16 protein-coding genes are annotated in these 16,286 nt (G+C 68.9%); 8 read left to right on the top strand and 8 right to left on the bottom strand.

What is annotated here, in order from left to right:
* Positions 1 to 13: 13 nt before the first annotated feature.
* Positions 14 to 832: an inositol monophosphatase family protein gene (locus ACZ5Z2_RS13365; RefSeq protein ID WP_464759083.1), complete on the bottom strand. Its 819-nt coding sequence runs from the start codon at positions 830 to 832 to the stop codon at positions 14 to 16.
* 553 nt (positions 833 to 1,385) lie between these two features.
* Here ACZ5Z2_RS13365 and ACZ5Z2_RS13360 point away from each other — a divergent pair.
* Complete coding sequence (locus tag ACZ5Z2_RS13360) at positions 1,386 to 2,171, top strand: RNA methyltransferase (protein ID WP_464759082.1); 786 nt, start codon at positions 1,386 to 1,388, stop codon at positions 2,169 to 2,171.
* Positions 2,172 to 2,278: 107 nt separating this feature from the next.
* Here ACZ5Z2_RS13360 and ACZ5Z2_RS13355 read toward each other — a convergent pair whose 3' ends face one another.
* Complete coding sequence (locus ACZ5Z2_RS13355) at positions 2,279 to 3,604, bottom strand: hemolysin family protein (protein WP_464759081.1); 1,326 nt, start codon at positions 3,602 to 3,604, stop codon at positions 2,279 to 2,281.
* A gap of 133 nt (positions 3,605 to 3,737) precedes the next feature.
* Here ACZ5Z2_RS13355 and ACZ5Z2_RS13350 point away from each other — a divergent pair, with 133 nt between their 5' ends.
* Together ACZ5Z2_RS13350 and ACZ5Z2_RS13345 are read left to right on the top strand one after the other, a co-directional pair.
* Positions 3,738 to 4,367 (top strand): DUF47 domain-containing protein, encoded by a 630-nt coding sequence (locus tag ACZ5Z2_RS13350; RefSeq protein WP_464759080.1) that lies wholly within the window; start codon positions 3,738 to 3,740, stop codon positions 4,365 to 4,367.
* 10 nt (positions 4,368 to 4,377) lie between these two features.
* Positions 4,378 to 5,502 (top strand): anion permease, encoded by a 1,125-nt coding sequence (locus ACZ5Z2_RS13345; protein ID WP_464759079.1) that lies wholly within the window; start codon positions 4,378 to 4,380, stop codon positions 5,500 to 5,502.
* Here ACZ5Z2_RS13345 and ACZ5Z2_RS13340 read toward each other — a convergent pair.
* The gene (locus ACZ5Z2_RS13340) at positions 5,499 to 5,903 is read right to left on the bottom strand and encodes a hypothetical protein (protein ID WP_464759078.1); all 405 of its coding nucleotides are present in this window, start codon (positions 5,901 to 5,903) and stop codon (positions 5,499 to 5,501) included. The genes ACZ5Z2_RS13345 and ACZ5Z2_RS13340 overlap by 4 nt on opposite strands.
* An 80-nt stretch (positions 5,904 to 5,983) precedes the next feature.
* On the opposite strand from ACZ5Z2_RS13340, the gene ACZ5Z2_RS13335 reads away from it, so the two are divergent.
* Positions 5,984 to 6,319, top strand: coding sequence for an MGMT family protein (locus ACZ5Z2_RS13335; protein WP_464759077.1), 336 nt, complete (start codon positions 5,984 to 5,986; stop codon positions 6,317 to 6,319).
* Here the strand turns inward: ACZ5Z2_RS13335 and ACZ5Z2_RS13330 are convergent.
* Positions 6,316 to 7,566, bottom strand: a complete 1,251-nt coding sequence (locus tag ACZ5Z2_RS13330) for a polyhydroxyalkanoate depolymerase (RefSeq protein WP_464759076.1) — start codon at positions 7,564 to 7,566, stop codon at positions 6,316 to 6,318. The two genes, ACZ5Z2_RS13335 and ACZ5Z2_RS13330, sit on opposite strands and share 4 nt — an antisense overlap.
* A gap of 86 nt (positions 7,567 to 7,652) precedes the next feature.
* Positions 7,653 to 8,144, bottom strand: coding sequence for an RDD family protein (locus ACZ5Z2_RS13325; protein WP_464759075.1), 492 nt, complete (start codon positions 8,142 to 8,144; stop codon positions 7,653 to 7,655).
* Positions 8,145 to 8,182: 38 nt separating this feature from the next.
* On the opposite strand from ACZ5Z2_RS13325, the gene xerD reads away from it, so the two are divergent.
* Both xerD and ACZ5Z2_RS13315 read left to right on the top strand, forming a co-directional pair.
* Positions 8,183 to 9,100 (top strand): site-specific tyrosine recombinase XerD, encoded by a 918-nt coding sequence (gene xerD, locus ACZ5Z2_RS13320; RefSeq protein WP_464759074.1) that lies wholly within the window; start codon positions 8,183 to 8,185, stop codon positions 9,098 to 9,100.
* Positions 9,101 to 9,165: 65 nt separating this feature from the next.
* Positions 9,166 to 9,969 carry a DsbC family protein gene (locus ACZ5Z2_RS13315; RefSeq protein WP_464759073.1) on the top strand — a complete coding sequence of 268 codons (804 nt, stop codon included), beginning with the start codon at positions 9,166 to 9,168 and terminating at the stop codon, positions 9,967 to 9,969.
* A gap of 9 nt (positions 9,970 to 9,978) precedes the next feature.
* Here ACZ5Z2_RS13315 and ACZ5Z2_RS13310 read toward each other — a convergent pair whose 3' ends face one another.
* Entirely contained in the window at positions 9,979 to 10,554 is a 576-nt protein-coding gene (locus ACZ5Z2_RS13310) for a YggT family protein (RefSeq protein WP_464759072.1), read from the bottom strand.
* Positions 10,551 to 11,378 carry a pyrroline-5-carboxylate reductase gene (gene proC, locus ACZ5Z2_RS13305; RefSeq protein WP_464759071.1) on the bottom strand — a complete coding sequence of 276 codons (828 nt, stop codon included), beginning with the start codon at positions 11,376 to 11,378 and terminating at the stop codon, positions 10,551 to 10,553. Before proC ends, ACZ5Z2_RS13310 begins: the two co-directional genes overlap by 4 nt.
* Before the next feature lie 618 nt (positions 11,379 to 11,996).
* Between proC and ACZ5Z2_RS13300 the strand changes: the two genes are divergently transcribed.
* Both ACZ5Z2_RS13300 and ACZ5Z2_RS13295 read left to right on the top strand, forming a co-directional pair.
* Entirely contained in the window at positions 11,997 to 13,034 is a 1,038-nt protein-coding gene (locus ACZ5Z2_RS13300) for a type IV pilus twitching motility protein PilT (protein WP_464759070.1), read from the top strand.
* Positions 13,035 to 13,167: 133 nt separating this feature from the next.
* On the top strand, positions 13,168 to 14,334 hold the full coding sequence (locus ACZ5Z2_RS13295; RefSeq protein WP_464759069.1) for a PilT/PilU family type 4a pilus ATPase: 1,167 nt from the start codon (positions 13,168 to 13,170) through the stop codon (positions 14,332 to 14,334).
* Between the two features lie 75 nt (positions 14,335 to 14,409).
* On the opposite strand, the gene ACZ5Z2_RS13290 is transcribed toward ACZ5Z2_RS13295, so the two are convergent.
* The gene (locus ACZ5Z2_RS13290; protein ID WP_464759068.1) at positions 14,410 to 16,209 is read right to left on the bottom strand and encodes a hypothetical protein; all 1,800 of its coding nucleotides are present in this window, start codon (positions 16,207 to 16,209) and stop codon (positions 14,410 to 14,412) included.
* Positions 16,210 to 16,286 lie beyond the last annotated feature (77 nt).

The following is a 16,286-nucleotide window of genomic DNA, read 5'->3' as shown; positions in this document are numbered from 1 at the left end:
CGCGAACCGCCGATCAGGCCTTGAGCAGCTCCGGCGTAGCCTGCGCGCCGATGGCATCGGTCATCGCCTTCGCCACGTTGAGGTTGCCGGCGATGATGTTGCCGCTTTCGGGGATGCCGTCGCGGCCGACGAAGTCGCCGTAGCGTCCGCCCGCCTCGTGCACCAGCAGAACGCCGGCGGCCATGTCCCAGGGCTTGAGGCCGATCTCGAAGTAGCCGTCGTAGCGGCCGGCGGCGGTGTAGGCGAGATCCAGCGCGGCAGAGCCGGAGCGGCGGATGTCCTCGGCCTGGCCGAGCAGGGCGCGGGTCATCGCAAGCTGCGCATCCAGGTGGGCGCGCTGGCGGTAGGGGAAGCCGGTGGCGATCATCGCGCCGCCCAGGTTCTCGCGCTTGCCGACGCGGATGCGGGTGGGGCCGGTGCCCTTGTCGAGATACGCGCCGTCGCCCTTGCTGGCGGTGAACAGCTCGCCGCGCAGCGGGTCGAACACCACGCCGTAGACCGGCACACCCTTGTCCAGCAGGGCGATGGACACGCTGAAATGCGGGATGCCGCGCAGGTAGTTGTGGGTGCCGTCCAGCGGGTCGATCACCCAGGTGAGCGGGTTCTTCTTGCCGATGGCGCCGCTTTCCTCGGCCAGGATGGCGTGGTCGGGGTAGGCGCGGCGCAGCTCCTTGACGATCTCGGCCTCGGCCAGCTTGTCGACCTCGGAGGCGAAGTCCATGCGCTGCTTCTCGACGACGGCGAGGCCGTCGATGCGGTTCATGTAGCGCAGGATCACGTTGCCGGCGGCGCGCGCGGCGCGTACCGCGATGGTGATGGCGGGTCGGGTCATGGCTTCGGCTTGGTAGAGAGCGGGGTTGCGACCGGCGATTCTAGCAGAGCTGCGCTGGCTGGGCAGGTCGCTCGTCATTCCGGCGCAGGCCGGAATCCAGTGACGCACTCGTGCGAAGCACGCAAAGTCGGCGATGCGTACAGCGTACCCTCTACCAGACTGGATTCCGGCCTTCGCCCACTGCTGTCCGGAATAATCTGGGGACGGTGTCGAAGGATGAAGGCCCGCGCCGCTTGCACGAAGCATTGCGAGAAGGCGACTTCATTTCCGATAACGACCACCTATCCAGACTGTCATCCCGGCGAAGGCCGGGATCCAGTAGCGACCATGTTCGCTCAGGCCGCACGGCCACTGGATGACTCGCTTCGCTCGCCCCTTCGGGGCCGCCCTGCGGGCGTTCTGCGCGCTTCGCGCTTGTCCGGCCTGCGCCGGAATGACGAGAAAGACCGCGGCCACGAATGTTCAAAATTATTCCGGACAGTAGTGGGCCTGCGCCGGAATGACGGTGAGGGTTCGACTATCCTTGGCAATCCCGCTTTGCACGTCCGTATCCATGAACCCTCCCGATCTCGCTTCCCTGTTCCGCTTCGTGCTGGTGCGTACCTCGCATCCCGGCAACATCGGCGGCGCGGCGCGGGCGATCCGCACCATGGGCTTCACTCGGCTGGAACTGGTGGCGCCGCAGCGTTTCCCCGACCGCGAGGCGGACGCCTTGGCGGCGAACGCGGTGCAGGTGCTGGCCGAGGCGGGCGTGCACGACACGCTGGTCGGCGGGCTGGCTGGGGCGAGCTTCGCGCTGGGCCTGTCGGCACGGCGACGCGGGGTGAACCTGCCCGAGTTGTCGCCGCGCGAGGGCGCCGCGCAGGCGCTGGCCGCCGCCGCGCGCGGCGAGCAGGTGGCGCTGCTGTTCGGCAACGAACGCACCGGGCTGGAGAACGAGGAACTGGCGACCTGCCACGCGATGGTGCGCATCCCCAGCGTGGACGATTTCAGTTCGCTGAACCTGGCGCAGGCGGTACAGGTGATGGCCTACGAGCTGCGGCTGGCGATGCTGGGCGATGCCTTGCCTGCGCCGCCGCCGGAGAACGACGAGCCGCCCGCCGACGCTTCGCAGATGGAACGCTTCTACGCCCATCTCGCCGAGACGCTGGACGACATCGACTTCCACAAGGGCCGCGAGCCGACCACGATCATGCTCAGGCTGCGCAAGCTGTTCCAGCGCGCCCAGCCCGACCAGCGCGAGTTGCGCGTGCTGCATGGCATCCTGGCCGATGCGCAGCGGATGGCGATGCTGGCGCGATCCACGGAGGGGGGCGCACGTCAATCAGGCTGCGCCTGATTGACGGAGCCCGATCCGGCCCTGGCCGGATCGGGCGAGTCAGGAAAGGGCAGGACGCCCTTTCCTGACATCAATCCAAGCGCTTGCTCTGGCTTTACGCGCCGCCGTTACCCTTCGGCCTCGTCCGTGCTCTCGCGCTCCGGTTCGCGGGTGACCAGCAGCTTGTCGATGCGCGCGCCGTCCAGATCCATCACCTCGAAGCGGATGCCCTGCCAGGCGAATGCCTCGCCGACCTGCGGGATGTGGCCCAGCGCGGCCATCACCATGCCGGCGGCGGTGCGGAATTCGTGCTCGGCTTCGCCGGGCAGGTGGTCGAGGTGCAGCAGTTCGCGCAGGTCGTCGGTGGGCAGGCTGCCGTCGACCAGCCAGCTGCCGTCGCCGCGCTGGACGATGGGGGCGTTTTCCGTGGTGTCGCCGTGCGCGAGCTGGCTGGCGCCGACCACGGCGGCGAGCAGGTCGTTGACGGTGACCAGGCCCTCGATGTCGCCGTATTCGTCCACCACCAGCGCCAACGGCGTCTCGGCGTCGCGGAACTCCTCCAGCAGGTCGAGCGCGCGCGCGGTGGCGGGCACGTAGAGCGGCTTGGCGAGATGGTCGAACAACTGCGGCCGGCCCTCGGCGAAGGCCTGCAGCAGGCGCTTGACCTCGACCACGCCCACCACCTCGCTCTCGTCGCCGCGGTACACCGGGTAGCGCGAGTACGGCGTCTGCCGCAGCACTTCCACGTTGTCCTCGCGCGGCGCGGCCATGTCCAGCCAGGCGATGCGCACGCGCGGCGTCATCACGCTGTCCACGCTGCGGTCGCCCAGGCGCAGCACGCGGTTGACCATGTTGTGCTCGTCCGCGTCCAGCACGCCCTGCTCGGCGCTCTCGGCCACCAGCAGGCGGATTTCCTCTTCCGTGGCGGCGGCGTGGCTGTGGCCGCGCACGCCCAGCACGCGCAGCAGCAGGCTGCTGGCGGTGTTGAGCAGCCATACGAACGGCGCGGTGGCGCGCGACAGCAGCAGCATGGGGATGGCCACGATGGCCGACACCTTCTCCGGCGCCGACAGCGCCAGGCGCTTGGGCACCAGTTCGCCCACCACGATCTGGATGAAGGAGATCAGCACGAAGCCCAGCACCACGCCGATGATGCGCGCATAGGGCTCCAGCCATGCGGTGTGGCCGTCATGCAGCAACTCGGCGATATGCGCGCCCAGCGCGTCGCCGGCCACCGCGCCGGTGACCAGCATCATCAGGGTGATGCCGACCTGGATGGTGGAGAGGAAATATTCCGGATTCTCGGCATGCCGCAGCGCCACCGTGGCGCGTCGGCTGGCGCGCGCCATCTGCTTGAGGCGGCTCTTGCGCGAGGCGACCAGGGCCATCTCGGACAGCGCGAAGAAGCCGTTGCACAGGGCGAGCACGAGGACGAGCGCGATTTCGGTCAGCATCGCGTGGGGCAGGGGGTGGAACGCATGGGAGGAGAGTTTAGCGGCTAAACCGGTGCCGTCACGGGCTGCCATGCTGCGATGCGGGGTAACTGTCCTGTAACATCGCCGCCATTCGACCCAAGGCGCGACCCGCATGTTTTCACTGCAGACGATCTTCGGCAAAGGCGACAAGTTCTACGGCCTGCTGGAGCAGAGCGCCGAGGCGGCGCACGAGAGCGCCAAGGCGCTGCACGCGCTGGTCACCCAGGCCGACCATGCGCCGGTGATGGCCGCGTTCGCCGCCACCCGTGCGCGCGAGAAGTCGCTGGCCGCGCAGATCAGCGAGGAACTGGTGAACACCTTCGTCACCGCGCTGGATCGCGAAGACATCGAGGCGATGAATTCGGCGCTGTACAAGATCCCCAAGTCGGTGGAGAAGTTCGCCGAGCGCTACGACATCGTGTCCGTGCGGCTGCAGGGCGTGGATTTCGGCCAGCGCGCCATGGTGCTGGAGCGCTCCGCCTCGGTGGTGGTGGAGATGATCGGCCAGTTGCGCCGCGGCCTGCGCATCGACGCGGTGAAGAAGCTGCAGGATCGCCTGCAGGCGCTGGAGTCGGAAGGCGACCGCATGCTGCTGGCGCCGTACCGCACGCTCTACGTCGAGGGCAACGACGCGATGAAGGCGATGCTGGCGAAGGATCTGTTCGAGCTGATCGAGAAGGCGATCGACAAGTGCCGCGACGTCGGCAACATCGTCTATTCGATCGTGCTGAAGCACTCCTGAGGCCGCCTGCATGAGCCTCGGACTCGTGGTGGTGGTGGTGCTGATCGCACTCGCCTTCACCTACATCAACGGCTTCCACGACACCGCCAATTCCATCGCCACGGTGGTGGCCACCAAGGTGCTGACGCCAGGCCAGGCGGTGCTGCTGGCGGCGGTGACCAACCTGATCGGCGCGTTGTGGGGCACTGCGGTGGCGGCCACCATCGCTGCCGGCATCGTCAATACCGGTGTGGTCGAGGCCGGGCCGCAATTGCTGATCTGCGCCCTGCTGGCGGCGATCGTGTGGAACCTCATCACCTGGTGGATGGGCCTGCCGTCCAGCTCCAGCCATGCCCTGGTGGGCGCGCTGGTAGGTGCGGCGATGGCCGAGGCGGGCGGGCACTTCGACGCGGTGGTCTGGTCGCAGGGCGGCGCGCACTGGTGGCTGGGCAAGGGCGTGATCCCCAAAGTGGTGGTGCCGATGGTGGCTTCGCCCATCGCCGGCCTGGTGATCGGCTTCCTGCTGATGGGCGGGCTGTACGCGATGCTGGCGTGGTTCTCGCGGCGCAGCGGCTGGCTGCGGCTGCTGGGCCGCACGCCCTTCGTCAACAGCTTCTTCGGCAAGGCGCAGATCGCCTCGGCCAGCGCGATGGGCCTGGCGCATGGCATGAACGACGCGCAGAAGAGCATGGGCATCATCGCGCTGGCGCTGGCCAGCGCCACTGCGGCGGGCCAGTTCGATCACCTGCCGGTGTGGCTGCATTTCCTGCGTATCAACGGCTCGGCGCACGGCGGCTTCGTGGTGCCGGCGTGGGTGGCGGTGGTGTGCGCGCTGACCATGGCCGGCGGCACCGCCGGCGGCGGCTGGCGCATCATCAAGACGCTGGGCCACAGGATGGTGAAGCTGCACCCGATCAACGGTTTCGCCGCCGAGGGCAGCTCGGCGATCGTGATCCTGGCCGCCTCGGCATTCGGCCTGCCGGTGTCCACCACCCACGTGGTGTCGTCCGCGATCATGGGTGTGGGCTCGGCCAAGCGCTCCAATGCCATCCGCTGGTCGGTGGTGGAGCGCATGGTGTGGGCGTGGATCCTCACCCTGCCGATCACCGCGCTGATCGCGTGGGCCTTTGTCGGGATCGCGCGCCTGCTGGCCTAAAACGCGTCGTTGCCGCTGGCGACCAGTTGTTCGAGCTGGTCGCCAAGGTTGCCCAGTTCGACGATCACGCGCTGCAGCTCGTCTTCGTCGAGCAATTCGTAGGGCCGGTTCTCGCAGAGATGCAGGTAAGGCGCGCCGTCCAGGTCGGTCACGGCGAGGAAGCCGCAGCGCTGCTCCCAGTTGAAGCGCAGGCAGCGCTGCGCATCCGTACCGGCCAGCGGGCCGATGGGCGTGGAGATGCGCAGGTAGCGGTGGCCCGATTCCGTTTCCAGCTCGGCCAGGTAGATGCCCTGGTGGCGGCCGCGCGGCAGGCTCAGGTCGAAGCTGATCAGGTAGGGGTCGTTCTGGCGCAGCCCGTGCAGGCTGCCCACATGAGAACGCACGGATTCGAAGTGGTGCATGATCGCTTCCCGAGACTGGCCGACGGCCCTGCTACTCTGACACGTCCGCCGCTCGGCTTGGTCAAGGCCCCGTTATCGCCATGCAAGACAGCCACGCCCGCGTGTATGCCGCCATCGCCGCGATCCCGCCCGGCCGCGTGGCGAGCTACGGAGCCATCGCCGCCCGCGCGGGTTTGCCGGGGCGGGCGCGGCTGGTCGGCCGGCTGCTGGGCGAGGTGCCCGACGGCATGGAATTGCCCTGGTTCCGCGTGCTGCGCTCCTCGGGCGAGATCGCCCTGCCCAAGGGCAGCCGCGGCTTCCGCGAACAGGCGCGGCGGCTGCGTGCCGAGGGCGTGGAGGTGAAGAACGGCCGCGTGGCGCTGTCCGCGTTCGGGCTGGACGCGAACCTCGACCGCGCGCTGTGGGGCATGCCCTAGCCGGCCCTGTCGAAGCGCCGGATGAAGTCCCGCACCTGCGGATACACCACCTCGCGCCAGCGCCGGCCGCTGAAGATGCCGTAGTGGCCGGCACCCTCGATGACCCGGTGCGCGCGGCGCTTCGCCGGGATGCTGCTGCACAGGTCGTGCGCGGCCTGGGTCTGGCCCAGGCCGGAGATGTCGTCCAGCTCGCCTTCCACGGTGAACAGGGCGCTGGTCTTGATCGCGGCGGGCGTCACGCGCTCGCCGTTCACGTCCCACAGCCCGCGCGGCAGCAGGAACTGCTGGAACACGGTGGCGATGGTGTCGAGGTAGAACCGCGCCGGCATGTCGAGCACGGCGTTGTATTCGTCGTAGAACCTGCGGTGCGACTCGGCGTCGTCGAGGTCGCCGCGCAGCAGGTTCTCGTAGAAGTCCCAGTGCGACTGCAGGTGGCGACCGGGGTTCATCGCGATGAAGCCGGCGTGCTGCAGGAAGCCCGGATACACCTCGCGGCCGTGGCCGGGGTAGTTCGGCGGCACGGTGTGGATCACGTTGCCCTTGAACCACGACAGCGGCTGGGTGGTGGCGAGGTTGTTGACGCTGGTGGGGCTGCGCCGCGGGTCGATCGGGCCGCCCATCATGGTGAGGCTGCGCGGCACGGGTTCGCCGCGCGCGGCCATCAGCGATACCGCGGCCAGCACCGGCACGGTGGGCTGGCAGACCGAGATCACGTGCAGCTTGTCGGCGCCGATGTGGCGGATGAAGCGCTCGATCAGCGCCACGTAGTCGTCCAGCCCGAACGGGCCGGCTTCCGCCGGCACCATGCGTGCGTCCACCCAGTCGGTGACGTACACCTTGTGCTCGCGCAGCAGGGTGCGCACGGTGTCGCGCAGCAGGGTGGCGTGGTGGCCGGACAGCGGCGCCACCACCAGCACCACCGGGTCGTTCTTCATCGTCTCGACGGTGCCTTGGTCGTCGCTGAAGCGCTTGAAGCGCTTCAGCTGGCAGAACGGCGTGTCCAGCGCCACGCGCTCGATCACCGCGATCTCGTGGCCGTGCGCCTCGACCTGGTGGATGCCGAAGGCGGGCTTCTCGTATTCCTTGCCGAGGCGGTGGATCAGCTCGTAGCCGGCGGCCAGCCGCTGCGTGCCGGGCCACGAGGCGAACGGGTTGTTCGCGTCGTTGAGCATCTGCGCGCTGGCGTCGGCGAAATGGCTGAGCGGGCCGAGGAAGGCGCGTTGCCACTCGTGGATCTGGTAGAGCATGCGGCGATCCGCCTGGCTAAAAGTTCGCCATTTTAGCGCGGACGGGCGGTTTCTGCTGCGCCGCCGCATGGCGGGCGCCGGGCCGCTCAGGAGGCGGGCAGGCGCTGCACCTCGGTGTCCGCCGCGATGTCGTGCAGCGCGCGGCGGCGCGGATCGAACAGCGCCACGGCGAACCACGCGGCCCATGCGCCGAGCACGGCCCACAGCGTCGCGCGCAGGCCGAGCGCCGGTTCCAGCGCGAGCAGCAGCATCGGCGCGGCGGCCACCAGCACGCGGATCGCGGCCTGCTGCAGGCTGATCGTGCCGCCGTCGTCGCGGCACACGCGGATGCGCCACGGCCGCATGCCGACGGTCTGCCCGCCGCGCCGCCACGAGGCGACGAAATAGGCGGCCACCACCACGCCCTGCAGCAACTGGTACCACGGCGGAACCACGACATGCGTGCCGGTGGCGATCAGCCGGCCACCCGTGGCGAGCTGGCACAGCAGGCCCACCACCATCACGATCGCCACCACGATCAGCAGGTCGTACACCAGCGCGACCAGACGGCGCCACAAGGGGCAGGGTGCGTTGCTCATGCTTGCGCTCGCCGCGCGCGACATCCAGCATCGTGCGCATGAAGAAGGAAGAAGTTGCAGCCAGTATCGCCGAAGCGGATGCCGCGAGCATCGAGGCCTTCATCGAGCGCGTGTGGTCGGAAGACGGACTCGCCGACCGCACGCTGGAAGCCTATCGCCGCGACCTCGAAGCGCTGGCGCGCTGGCTGGCCGGTCGCGGGCGTTCGCTGCGCGACGCGCGGCGCGAGGACATTTCCACCTATCACGGCGCGCAGCCGGCGGCGGTGCGCTCGATGGCGCGGCGGCAGTCGGCGTTCCGCCGCTACTACGCGTTCCGCGCCCGCGAAACATCGGGCTTCGAGGATCCCACCCTGCTGATCGAGCGCCCGAGCATGCCGCGCAGCCTGCCCAAGGCGCTGGCCGAGCGCGAGATCGAGGCGCTGCTCAATGCGCCGGATACCGGCGGCACGCTGGGCCTGCGCGACCGCGCGATGCTGGAGCTGATGTACGCCTCGGGCCTGCGCGTGTCCGAGCTGGTGGAGCTGCCGCTGGCCGCACTGAACCCGCGCCAGGGCGTGCTGCGCGTCACCGGCAAGGGCGGTAAGGATCGGCTGGTGCCGGTGGGCGAGGTGGCCTTGGGCTGGATCGAAAGCTACCTCGCCGGCGCGCGCCCCGTGCTGGCGAAAGGGCGCCAGCCCGCAGCGTTGTTCCTCAGCAAGCGCGGCGAGGGTATGACGCGGCAGATGTTCTGGACGCTGGTGAAGCGCCATGCGCTCAAGGCCGGCATCCAGGCCAAGCGCATCTCGCCGCACGTGCTGCGCCATTCCTTCGCCACCCACCTGCTCAACCACGGCGCCGACCTGCGCGCGCTGCAGATGCTGCTGGGCCACAGTGCGCTCAGCACCACACAGATCTACACCCTGGTGGCGAAGGAGGGGCTGAAGCGCCTGCACGCGCAGCACCACCCGCGCGGATGAGCGGGCGCCGCTGTGCGAGAATTGCGGCCTGCGTGCCGCTTCCCCCGCGGCCATCGAGGTGCAAGATGCTGAAGAAGCTGGTGCTGGCGATCTGTGTCGGCAGTTTCGCCCTGTCCGCCTGTGCGGCCGACACGAACGCCGCGGCTGCCGCCGCTGCCGCTCCCGCCGCGGACGCCCCCGTGCTGGGCAGCGGCGTCGATGCCGACGCGTTGAAGCTGGTACGGCAAGCGCTGGCGAAGCTGGCGTCCGGCGTGCGGGTGGATGTGGTGAACCGGGCGCCGCTGCCGGGTTTCTACCAGGTGATCGCCTCGGGCCAGCTGGTCTACGTGAGCGTCGACGGCAAGTATCTGCTGAACGGCGATGTGGTCGATCTGGGCACGAAGAAGAACCTCAACGATGCTGCATGGGCGACGTTCCGCAAGGCCGAACTGGCCAAGGTGCCGGCTGCCGCGCGCATCGAATACTCGCCGGCCAAGCCGAAGTACCGCATCACCGTGTTCACCGACGTCACCTGCCCGTACTGCCGGGTGCTGCACGAGCACATGGCCGAACTGAACAAGGCGGGCGTGGCCGTGGATTACCTGGCGTGGCCGCGTGCGGGCGTCGCCGACGCCGCCGGCCGGCCCACCGAGGTGTACAAGGCCATGGTCTCGGCGTGGTGCTCCGCCGACCCCAAGGCCGCGCTGGACGGCGCGTTTGCGGGGCGTGCGCCCAAGCCGGCCAATTGCGTCAACCCGGTGCGGCAGGAGTTCGACCTGGGCGTGAAGCTCGGCGTCAGCGGCACCCCGGCCATCTTCACCGCCAGCGGCCGCATGATCGGCGGCTATCTCGCGCCGGCGCAGTTGCTGCAGGTATTGCAGGCGGACTAGCCGGCGGGATCAGCCCGCCACCGCCAGCCGCATTCCCACGTCGAGCAGCGGCTGCGCCACCAGGATCCGCGCCAGCAGCAGCACGACGATGGCCACGGTCGGCGAAAAATCGATCATGCCCACCGTCAGCTTGCCGCGCAGCGGCCGCAGCAGCGGATCGACGATCACGCCGAGCAGGCGTTGCAGCGGGTGGTAAGGGTCGGGGGCGAACATGCTCATCAGCGACCAGCCGAACACCAGCACCAGGTAGAACAGCAGGGCGTAATCCAGCAGCTCGGCCAGCGACAGCAGCACGAGGCCAGCGACATGCGGCAGGAAGCCGGCCAATGCGAACAGCACCAGCCGTTTCAGCAGCATCGCCAGCCATGCCACCAGCAGGGCGGCGAGGTTGATGCGCCGCCAGTTGGGCAGCACGCGGCGGAGCGGCGCCAGCACCGGATTGGTGGTGCGGTAGACGAACTGGCTGAGCGGGTTGTGGAAATCCGCGCGGCAGGCTTCGGCGGCGAGGCGCAGCAGGAACAGCGTGGCGACGGCGTCGAAGGCCAGCTCGACCAGCAGCGCGACGGCGTTGAGCAGGTAGCTCATGGAGTGTTCTCCCGATCCAGTGCTTCGGCCAGTTCCGCGCCGCGGCGGGTGGCGGCGGCGACGGCGCGGGCGGCGATGCGCGGCAGGCCGTCGGCGGCGAAGCTTTCCAGCGCGGCCTGGGTGGTGCCGTTGGGCGAGGTGACGCGGCGGCGCAGCTCGGCCGGAGCTTCCCCGCTCTCGACCAGCATGCGGCCGGCGCCCAGGCAGGTCTGCGCGGCCAGCGCGCGGGCGGTGTCGCGCGGCAGGCCCTGCGCCACGGCGGCGTCCTCCAGCGCTTCGACCAGGGCGAAGAAGTAGGCTGGGCCGGAGCCGGACAGCGCGGTGACGGTGTCCATCAGCGACTCGTCGGCGATCCAGCGGGTGAGGCCGGCGGCGTCCATGATGTGCTGCGCCTGCGCCTTCTGCGCGGGGCTGACCCGGCCGTTGGCGCACAACCCGGTGGCGCCGGCGCCGATCAGCGCGGGGGTGTTCGGCATGCAGCGCACGATCGGCAGGTTGCCCAGCCAGCGTTCGAGCTGATCCAGCCGCACGCCGGCGGCGATCGAGATGAGCAGCGGGCGCCGGCCCTGCATGGCCATGCGCAGCTCGGCCTGCAGCTTGGGCATGGCCTGCGGCTTCACCGCGAGCACGATCGCGTCGGCGTCGGCCACCGCCAGCCGGTTCTCGGCGAAGGTGGCGATGCCGAAGTCGTGGCCCAGCCGGTCGCGGGTCTCGGCCAGTGGTTCGGCCACGCGGATGTCGGCGGGCGCCAGGCCGGTGGCCAGCAGGCCGCCGATCAGGCTGCGCGCCATGTTGCCGCCGCCGACGAAGGCGATGCGTGTCATGGGAATCCTCCGGTTGCAGGAATGGCCGCATACCTTAGAGCCTGTTTGCGATCTCCGCATGGCCCGCGCCGGGAACTGTTTGCGCGCAGGCCCAGGAAGAAGGAGGGCACGCGGGGAGAGTCCATGGATGGACTCGGCTTTGAGGAGCGGGGAGCGGATGTCCGTCCACGACCGAGTGATGACGCCGGGATGCGGGCAAACAGACCCGGCCCTATGGGTTGCCTTGCCGTGGCCGCCATGCGGCAGCGCGCGGCTTGGCCTGCCCGCCAGGCAGGCGCTGCGCCACCCACTACCACCTGACGACCACGGCAAGGCAACGCGAGCCATGCGGAGATCGTAAACAGGCTCTTGAGCCTGTTCGTGGTTTCCGGGTACCGGAGTCGCGAGCGGGCTCACGGAAGCGGGCGTCCGCCCTTGTCGCGCGGTTTCGGTGACGCGGTACGCAAACCGTTGCAAAAGCTGGCCGTTCGCCCTGCGCCGCGAGTAGTATCAACACGCTGCAGGGGGAATCGGATGGCTGGGCGGGGCCGCGCATTGCGCCGTGCGCCGCGTTCGTGCCGCGCGCTTCCGTTGCAGCCAGCGCCACACATCCTGACGACCGGTTGAGGGGAACCACGCATGGACATCGCCGAACTGCTTGCCTTCTCGGTGAAGAACAAGGCCTCGGACTTGCACCTGTCCGCCGGCCTGCCACCGATGATCCGCGTTGACGGCGACGTGCGCCGCATCAACATTCCCGCGCTGGAGCACAAGCAGGTGCACTCGCTGGTGTACGACATCATGTCGGACAAGCAGCGGCGCGACTACGAGGAATTCCTCGAAACCGACTTCTCGTTCGAGATCCCCGGCCTGGCGCGCTTCCGCGTCAACGCGTTCACCCAGAACCGCGGCGCCGGCGCGGTGTTCCGCACCATTCCGTCCGAGGTGCTCACGCTGGAGGATCTCGCCTGCCCGAAGGTGTTCAGGGAGCTGATCGAGCAGCCGCAGGGCCTGATCCTGGTGACCGGCCCCACCGGCTCGGGCAAGTCCACCACGCTGGCGGCGATGGTCGACCACATCAACAAGAACGAATACGGGCACATGCTCACGATCGAGGATCCGATCGAGTTCGTGCACACCTCGCAGAAGTGCCTGGTCAACCAGCGCGAAGTGCACCGCGACACGCACGGCTTCAACGAGGCGCTGCGCTCGGCGCTGCGCGAGGATCCGGACTACATCCTGGTCGGCGAGTTGCGCGACCTGGAAACCATCCGCCTGGCGCTCACCGCCGCGGAAACCGGCCACCTGGTGTTCGCCACCGTGCACACCAGCTCGGCGGCCAAGACCATCGACCGCATCATCGACGTGTTCCCCGCCGGCGAGAAGCCGATGGTGCGCTCGATGCTGTCCGAGTCGCTGCGCGCGGTGATCTCGCAGTCGCTGCTGAAGAAGACCGGCGGCGGCCGCATCGCGGCGCACGAGATCATGGTGGCGGTGCCGGCCATCCGCAACCTGATCCGCGAGGACAAGGTGGCGCAGATGTACTCGGCGATCCAGACCGGCCAGCAGTTCGGCATGCAGACGCTGGATCAGTGCCTGCAGGATCTGGTCAAGCGCGGCCTGGTGTCGCGCCAGGAGGCGATCGGCTACGCCAAGAACAAGGAGCTGTTCCGGTGAAGCCGGGGTTCGGGAGGCGGGATTCGGGATTCGGAAAAACCACCCGTTCCGCGAATCCCTACGGCGACCCACTGGCCGCCGCCCGCTCCCGCCGAATCTCCCATCCCGACGCACGAATTCCGGAGCCAAAGCCATGAGCGACTTCGACTTCACTTCCTTCCTCAAGCTGATGGTGCACAAGCAGGCCTCCGACCTGTTCATCACCGCCGGCGTGGCGCCGTCGATGAAGGTGCAGGGTCGCATTCTGCCGATCACGCAGAGCCCGCTGTCCATGCAGCAGTCGCGCGACATGGTGCTCAACGTGATGACGCCCTCGCAGCGCGAGGAGTTCGAGAAGACCCACGAGTGCCAGTTCGCGATCTCCGCGCAGGGCGTGGGCCGCTTCCGCGTGTCGTGCTTCTACCAGCGCAACTGCGTGGGCATGGTGCTGCGCCGGATCGAGTCGAAGATCCCCACCATCGAGGAGCTGAACCTGCCGCCGGTGATCAAGCAATTGGCGATGACCAAGCGCGGCATCATCATCTTCGTGGGCGGCACCGGCACCGGCAAGTCCACCTCGCTGGCGTCGATGATCGGCTACCGCAACGCCAACTCGTCCGGCCACATCATCACCATCGAGGATCCGATCGAGTACGTGCACAAGCACGAGGGCTGCATCATCACCCAGCGCGAGCTGGGCATCGACACCGACAGCTGGGACAACGCGCTGAAGAACACCCTGCGCCAGGCGCCCGACGTGATCATGATCGGCGAGGTGCGCACGCGCGAGACGATGGAGCACGCGATCAACTTCTCCGAGACCGGCCACCTGTGCCTGTGCACGCTGCACGCCAACAACGCCAACCAGGCGATGGATCGCATCCTGCACTTCTTCCCGGAGGATCGCCGCCAGCAGCTGTTCATGGATCTGTCGCTGAACCTCAAGGGCGTGGTGGCGCAGCAGCTGATCCCCACGCCGGACGGCAAGGCGCGCCGCGTGGCGGTGGAGATCCTGCTGGGCACGCCGCTGGTGCAGGACTACATCCGCCAGGGCGAGATCCACAAGCTCAAGGACGTGATGAAGGAATCCAACCTGCTCGGCATGAAGACCTTCGACCAGAGCCTGGTCGAGCTGTACCACGCCGGCGAGATCAGCTACGAGGACGCGCTGCGCCACGCCGACAGCTCGAACGAGGTGCGCCTGCGCATCAAGCTGTCCCAGGGCGGCGATGCGCACACGCTGTCGCAGGGCCTGGACGGCGTGGAAGTGGAGCAGCCGCGCGGCGGCGACAACTTCGGCGGCGTGCTGCTGCAGCGCTGACGGGTTCCCGCAGCATGCGGCAAAACGAAGAAGGCGCCCGATGGGCGCCTTCTTCGTTCCGATAGTGAGGCCAGGCTATCGCTTCAGCGTGGTGTGGCTGGTGACGACCACGCCGCCGGCATCCACGTGCATCTCGGCATCGATGCCGTCCACGCGCTGCGCCTGCGCCTCCATCGCGGCGAACTGCGCCTTGCTGTGCGCGGCGTCGGCGGCGGCCAGGGCGGCTTCGTCGGCCGTCGTGCCGTCGCCGTTGAGCGAGGGCTCGTCGCTCTTGCCCATCTCTGCAGCCGCGGCGGCGAAGCTGTCGGCCTTGGCCTCCATGTACTTCAGCCAGTCCAGGTACATCGCGCCGGAGAGGTGCATGCGCGCCATCTGGCCGGGTTCGCCGGTGGCGTCGTGCAGGGTGGCGGCGAGCTTGGCGTTTTCGCCGTTGCCGATGCCCAGCGCGAGCGCCTTGTCGCCCATGGCCACCCAGGCCGGCTGGCCGAGCATGCCGGTCATGTCCTGCGGCAGCGCCGCCGGCGCGGCATTGACGACGGGCTTCAGCGCGGCCAGTGCGGGCGCCATCATCTGGCCGGTGGCGAGCAGGCCCGCGGGATCGCTGGTGCCCAGCACGATGCGGCCGGTGAAGTTCGGCAGGCTGCTGGTCTTGTCGTTGCCCAGCGTGTCCAGCGCGATGCGCACGCCGAGCAGGTTGCCGAACGGCGGGATCGCCGTCTTCGGCAGCGCCGCGCCCAGCTTGGCGAAGCTGTCGTTGAGGTCGACCAGCATCGGGCAGGTGAACGGCTTGGCCGCCACCGCGTCGGCCTGCGCCGACCAGAAGCTGCGCAGCGCCGCCACCGGCACGGCGAGGCTGAGGTCGAGCGGAGCGGTGTCGTCGTTGCTGCCCAGTCCGGGCAGTTCCACGCGGAGGCCGCTGAAGGCCTTGGCGATGTCGTCGGCCAGCGCGAGGTCGAAGCGGGCGTCCTGGTGCGTGGCGTCCAGCCGCGTGTAGCCGAAGCTCATGGAGGGCACGCGCGCGGCGATGCGGCTGGCCTCGGACGCGCAGCTGGGCGAGGACTTCAACAGGTTCGCCACCGGCTCGCCGGTCTTGGCGGATTCGGCGTCGGCGCGGGCCTTCTCGATCGAGGCGATCAGCGGGTCGCTGCCGGAAACCACCAGCGGCAGCACGCGGGTGAGGTCGAGCTGTCCCACCAGCCACTTCGCGTAACCCTTGTCCCCGGCCAGCTTGGCGAGGCGGCCGTCGTCCTGCAGGCTCTTCGCCGGGCGATCCAGTCCCAGGGTTTCGCGCAACAGCGGCGTGGCGGCGTCGGCGGGCAGCAGCGCCGCCACCATCTGCTTGCCGACCACGGCCAGGATCACCTCGGTGCCGGAAGCGGGCAGCACCTGCCTGCGGTAACTCAGCGTACCGATGCTGGCGGTGTCGAGCTTCTTGCCGTAGGCGGCCTCCAGGCGGCCCACGAAACCTTCGAAGGCCTTGGGGTCGTTCAGCTCGACGCGCAGCACCGGCGCCATGCCTTCGCCGTAGAACGCGAAGCGGCCCTTGAGGTCGAGCCCGTTGGCCTGCGCAAAGCCTTCGACCGTCTTGCCCTTGAACTCCGCGGCGAATGCGCGCACCAGCCGTGCGGCATCGGGATCGTGCGCCTGCTCGCGCGTGGCGAAGGCTTCCATCTGGGACAGCTGCGACGGCAATTGCTGATCGGCCTGGGCGAGCAGCGCCTGGCGCGTATCGTCGTCCAGCACGGCCAGGTTGGCGGCCACGTAGGGCGTATCCGCGGGCACGAAGGCCAGCGGCGCGTTCTTGTCCTTGTGCGCGCAGGCCGCCAGCACGGTGCAGGCCAGACCCAGCGCGATGAAGCGCGTCCTCGATTGCATGGTATTCCCCGATTTGGTGGATGCGCGGCGAATTATGCCTGTTTCGCCCTTGTTCCAGCGCGGAACGGGCCAGCTGC

Source organism: Rhodanobacter sp. G1 (genome assembly GCF_055397855.1).
Note: the sequence above shows the minus strand (reverse complement) of the source record. Positions and strands in the feature narration are given on the sequence as shown.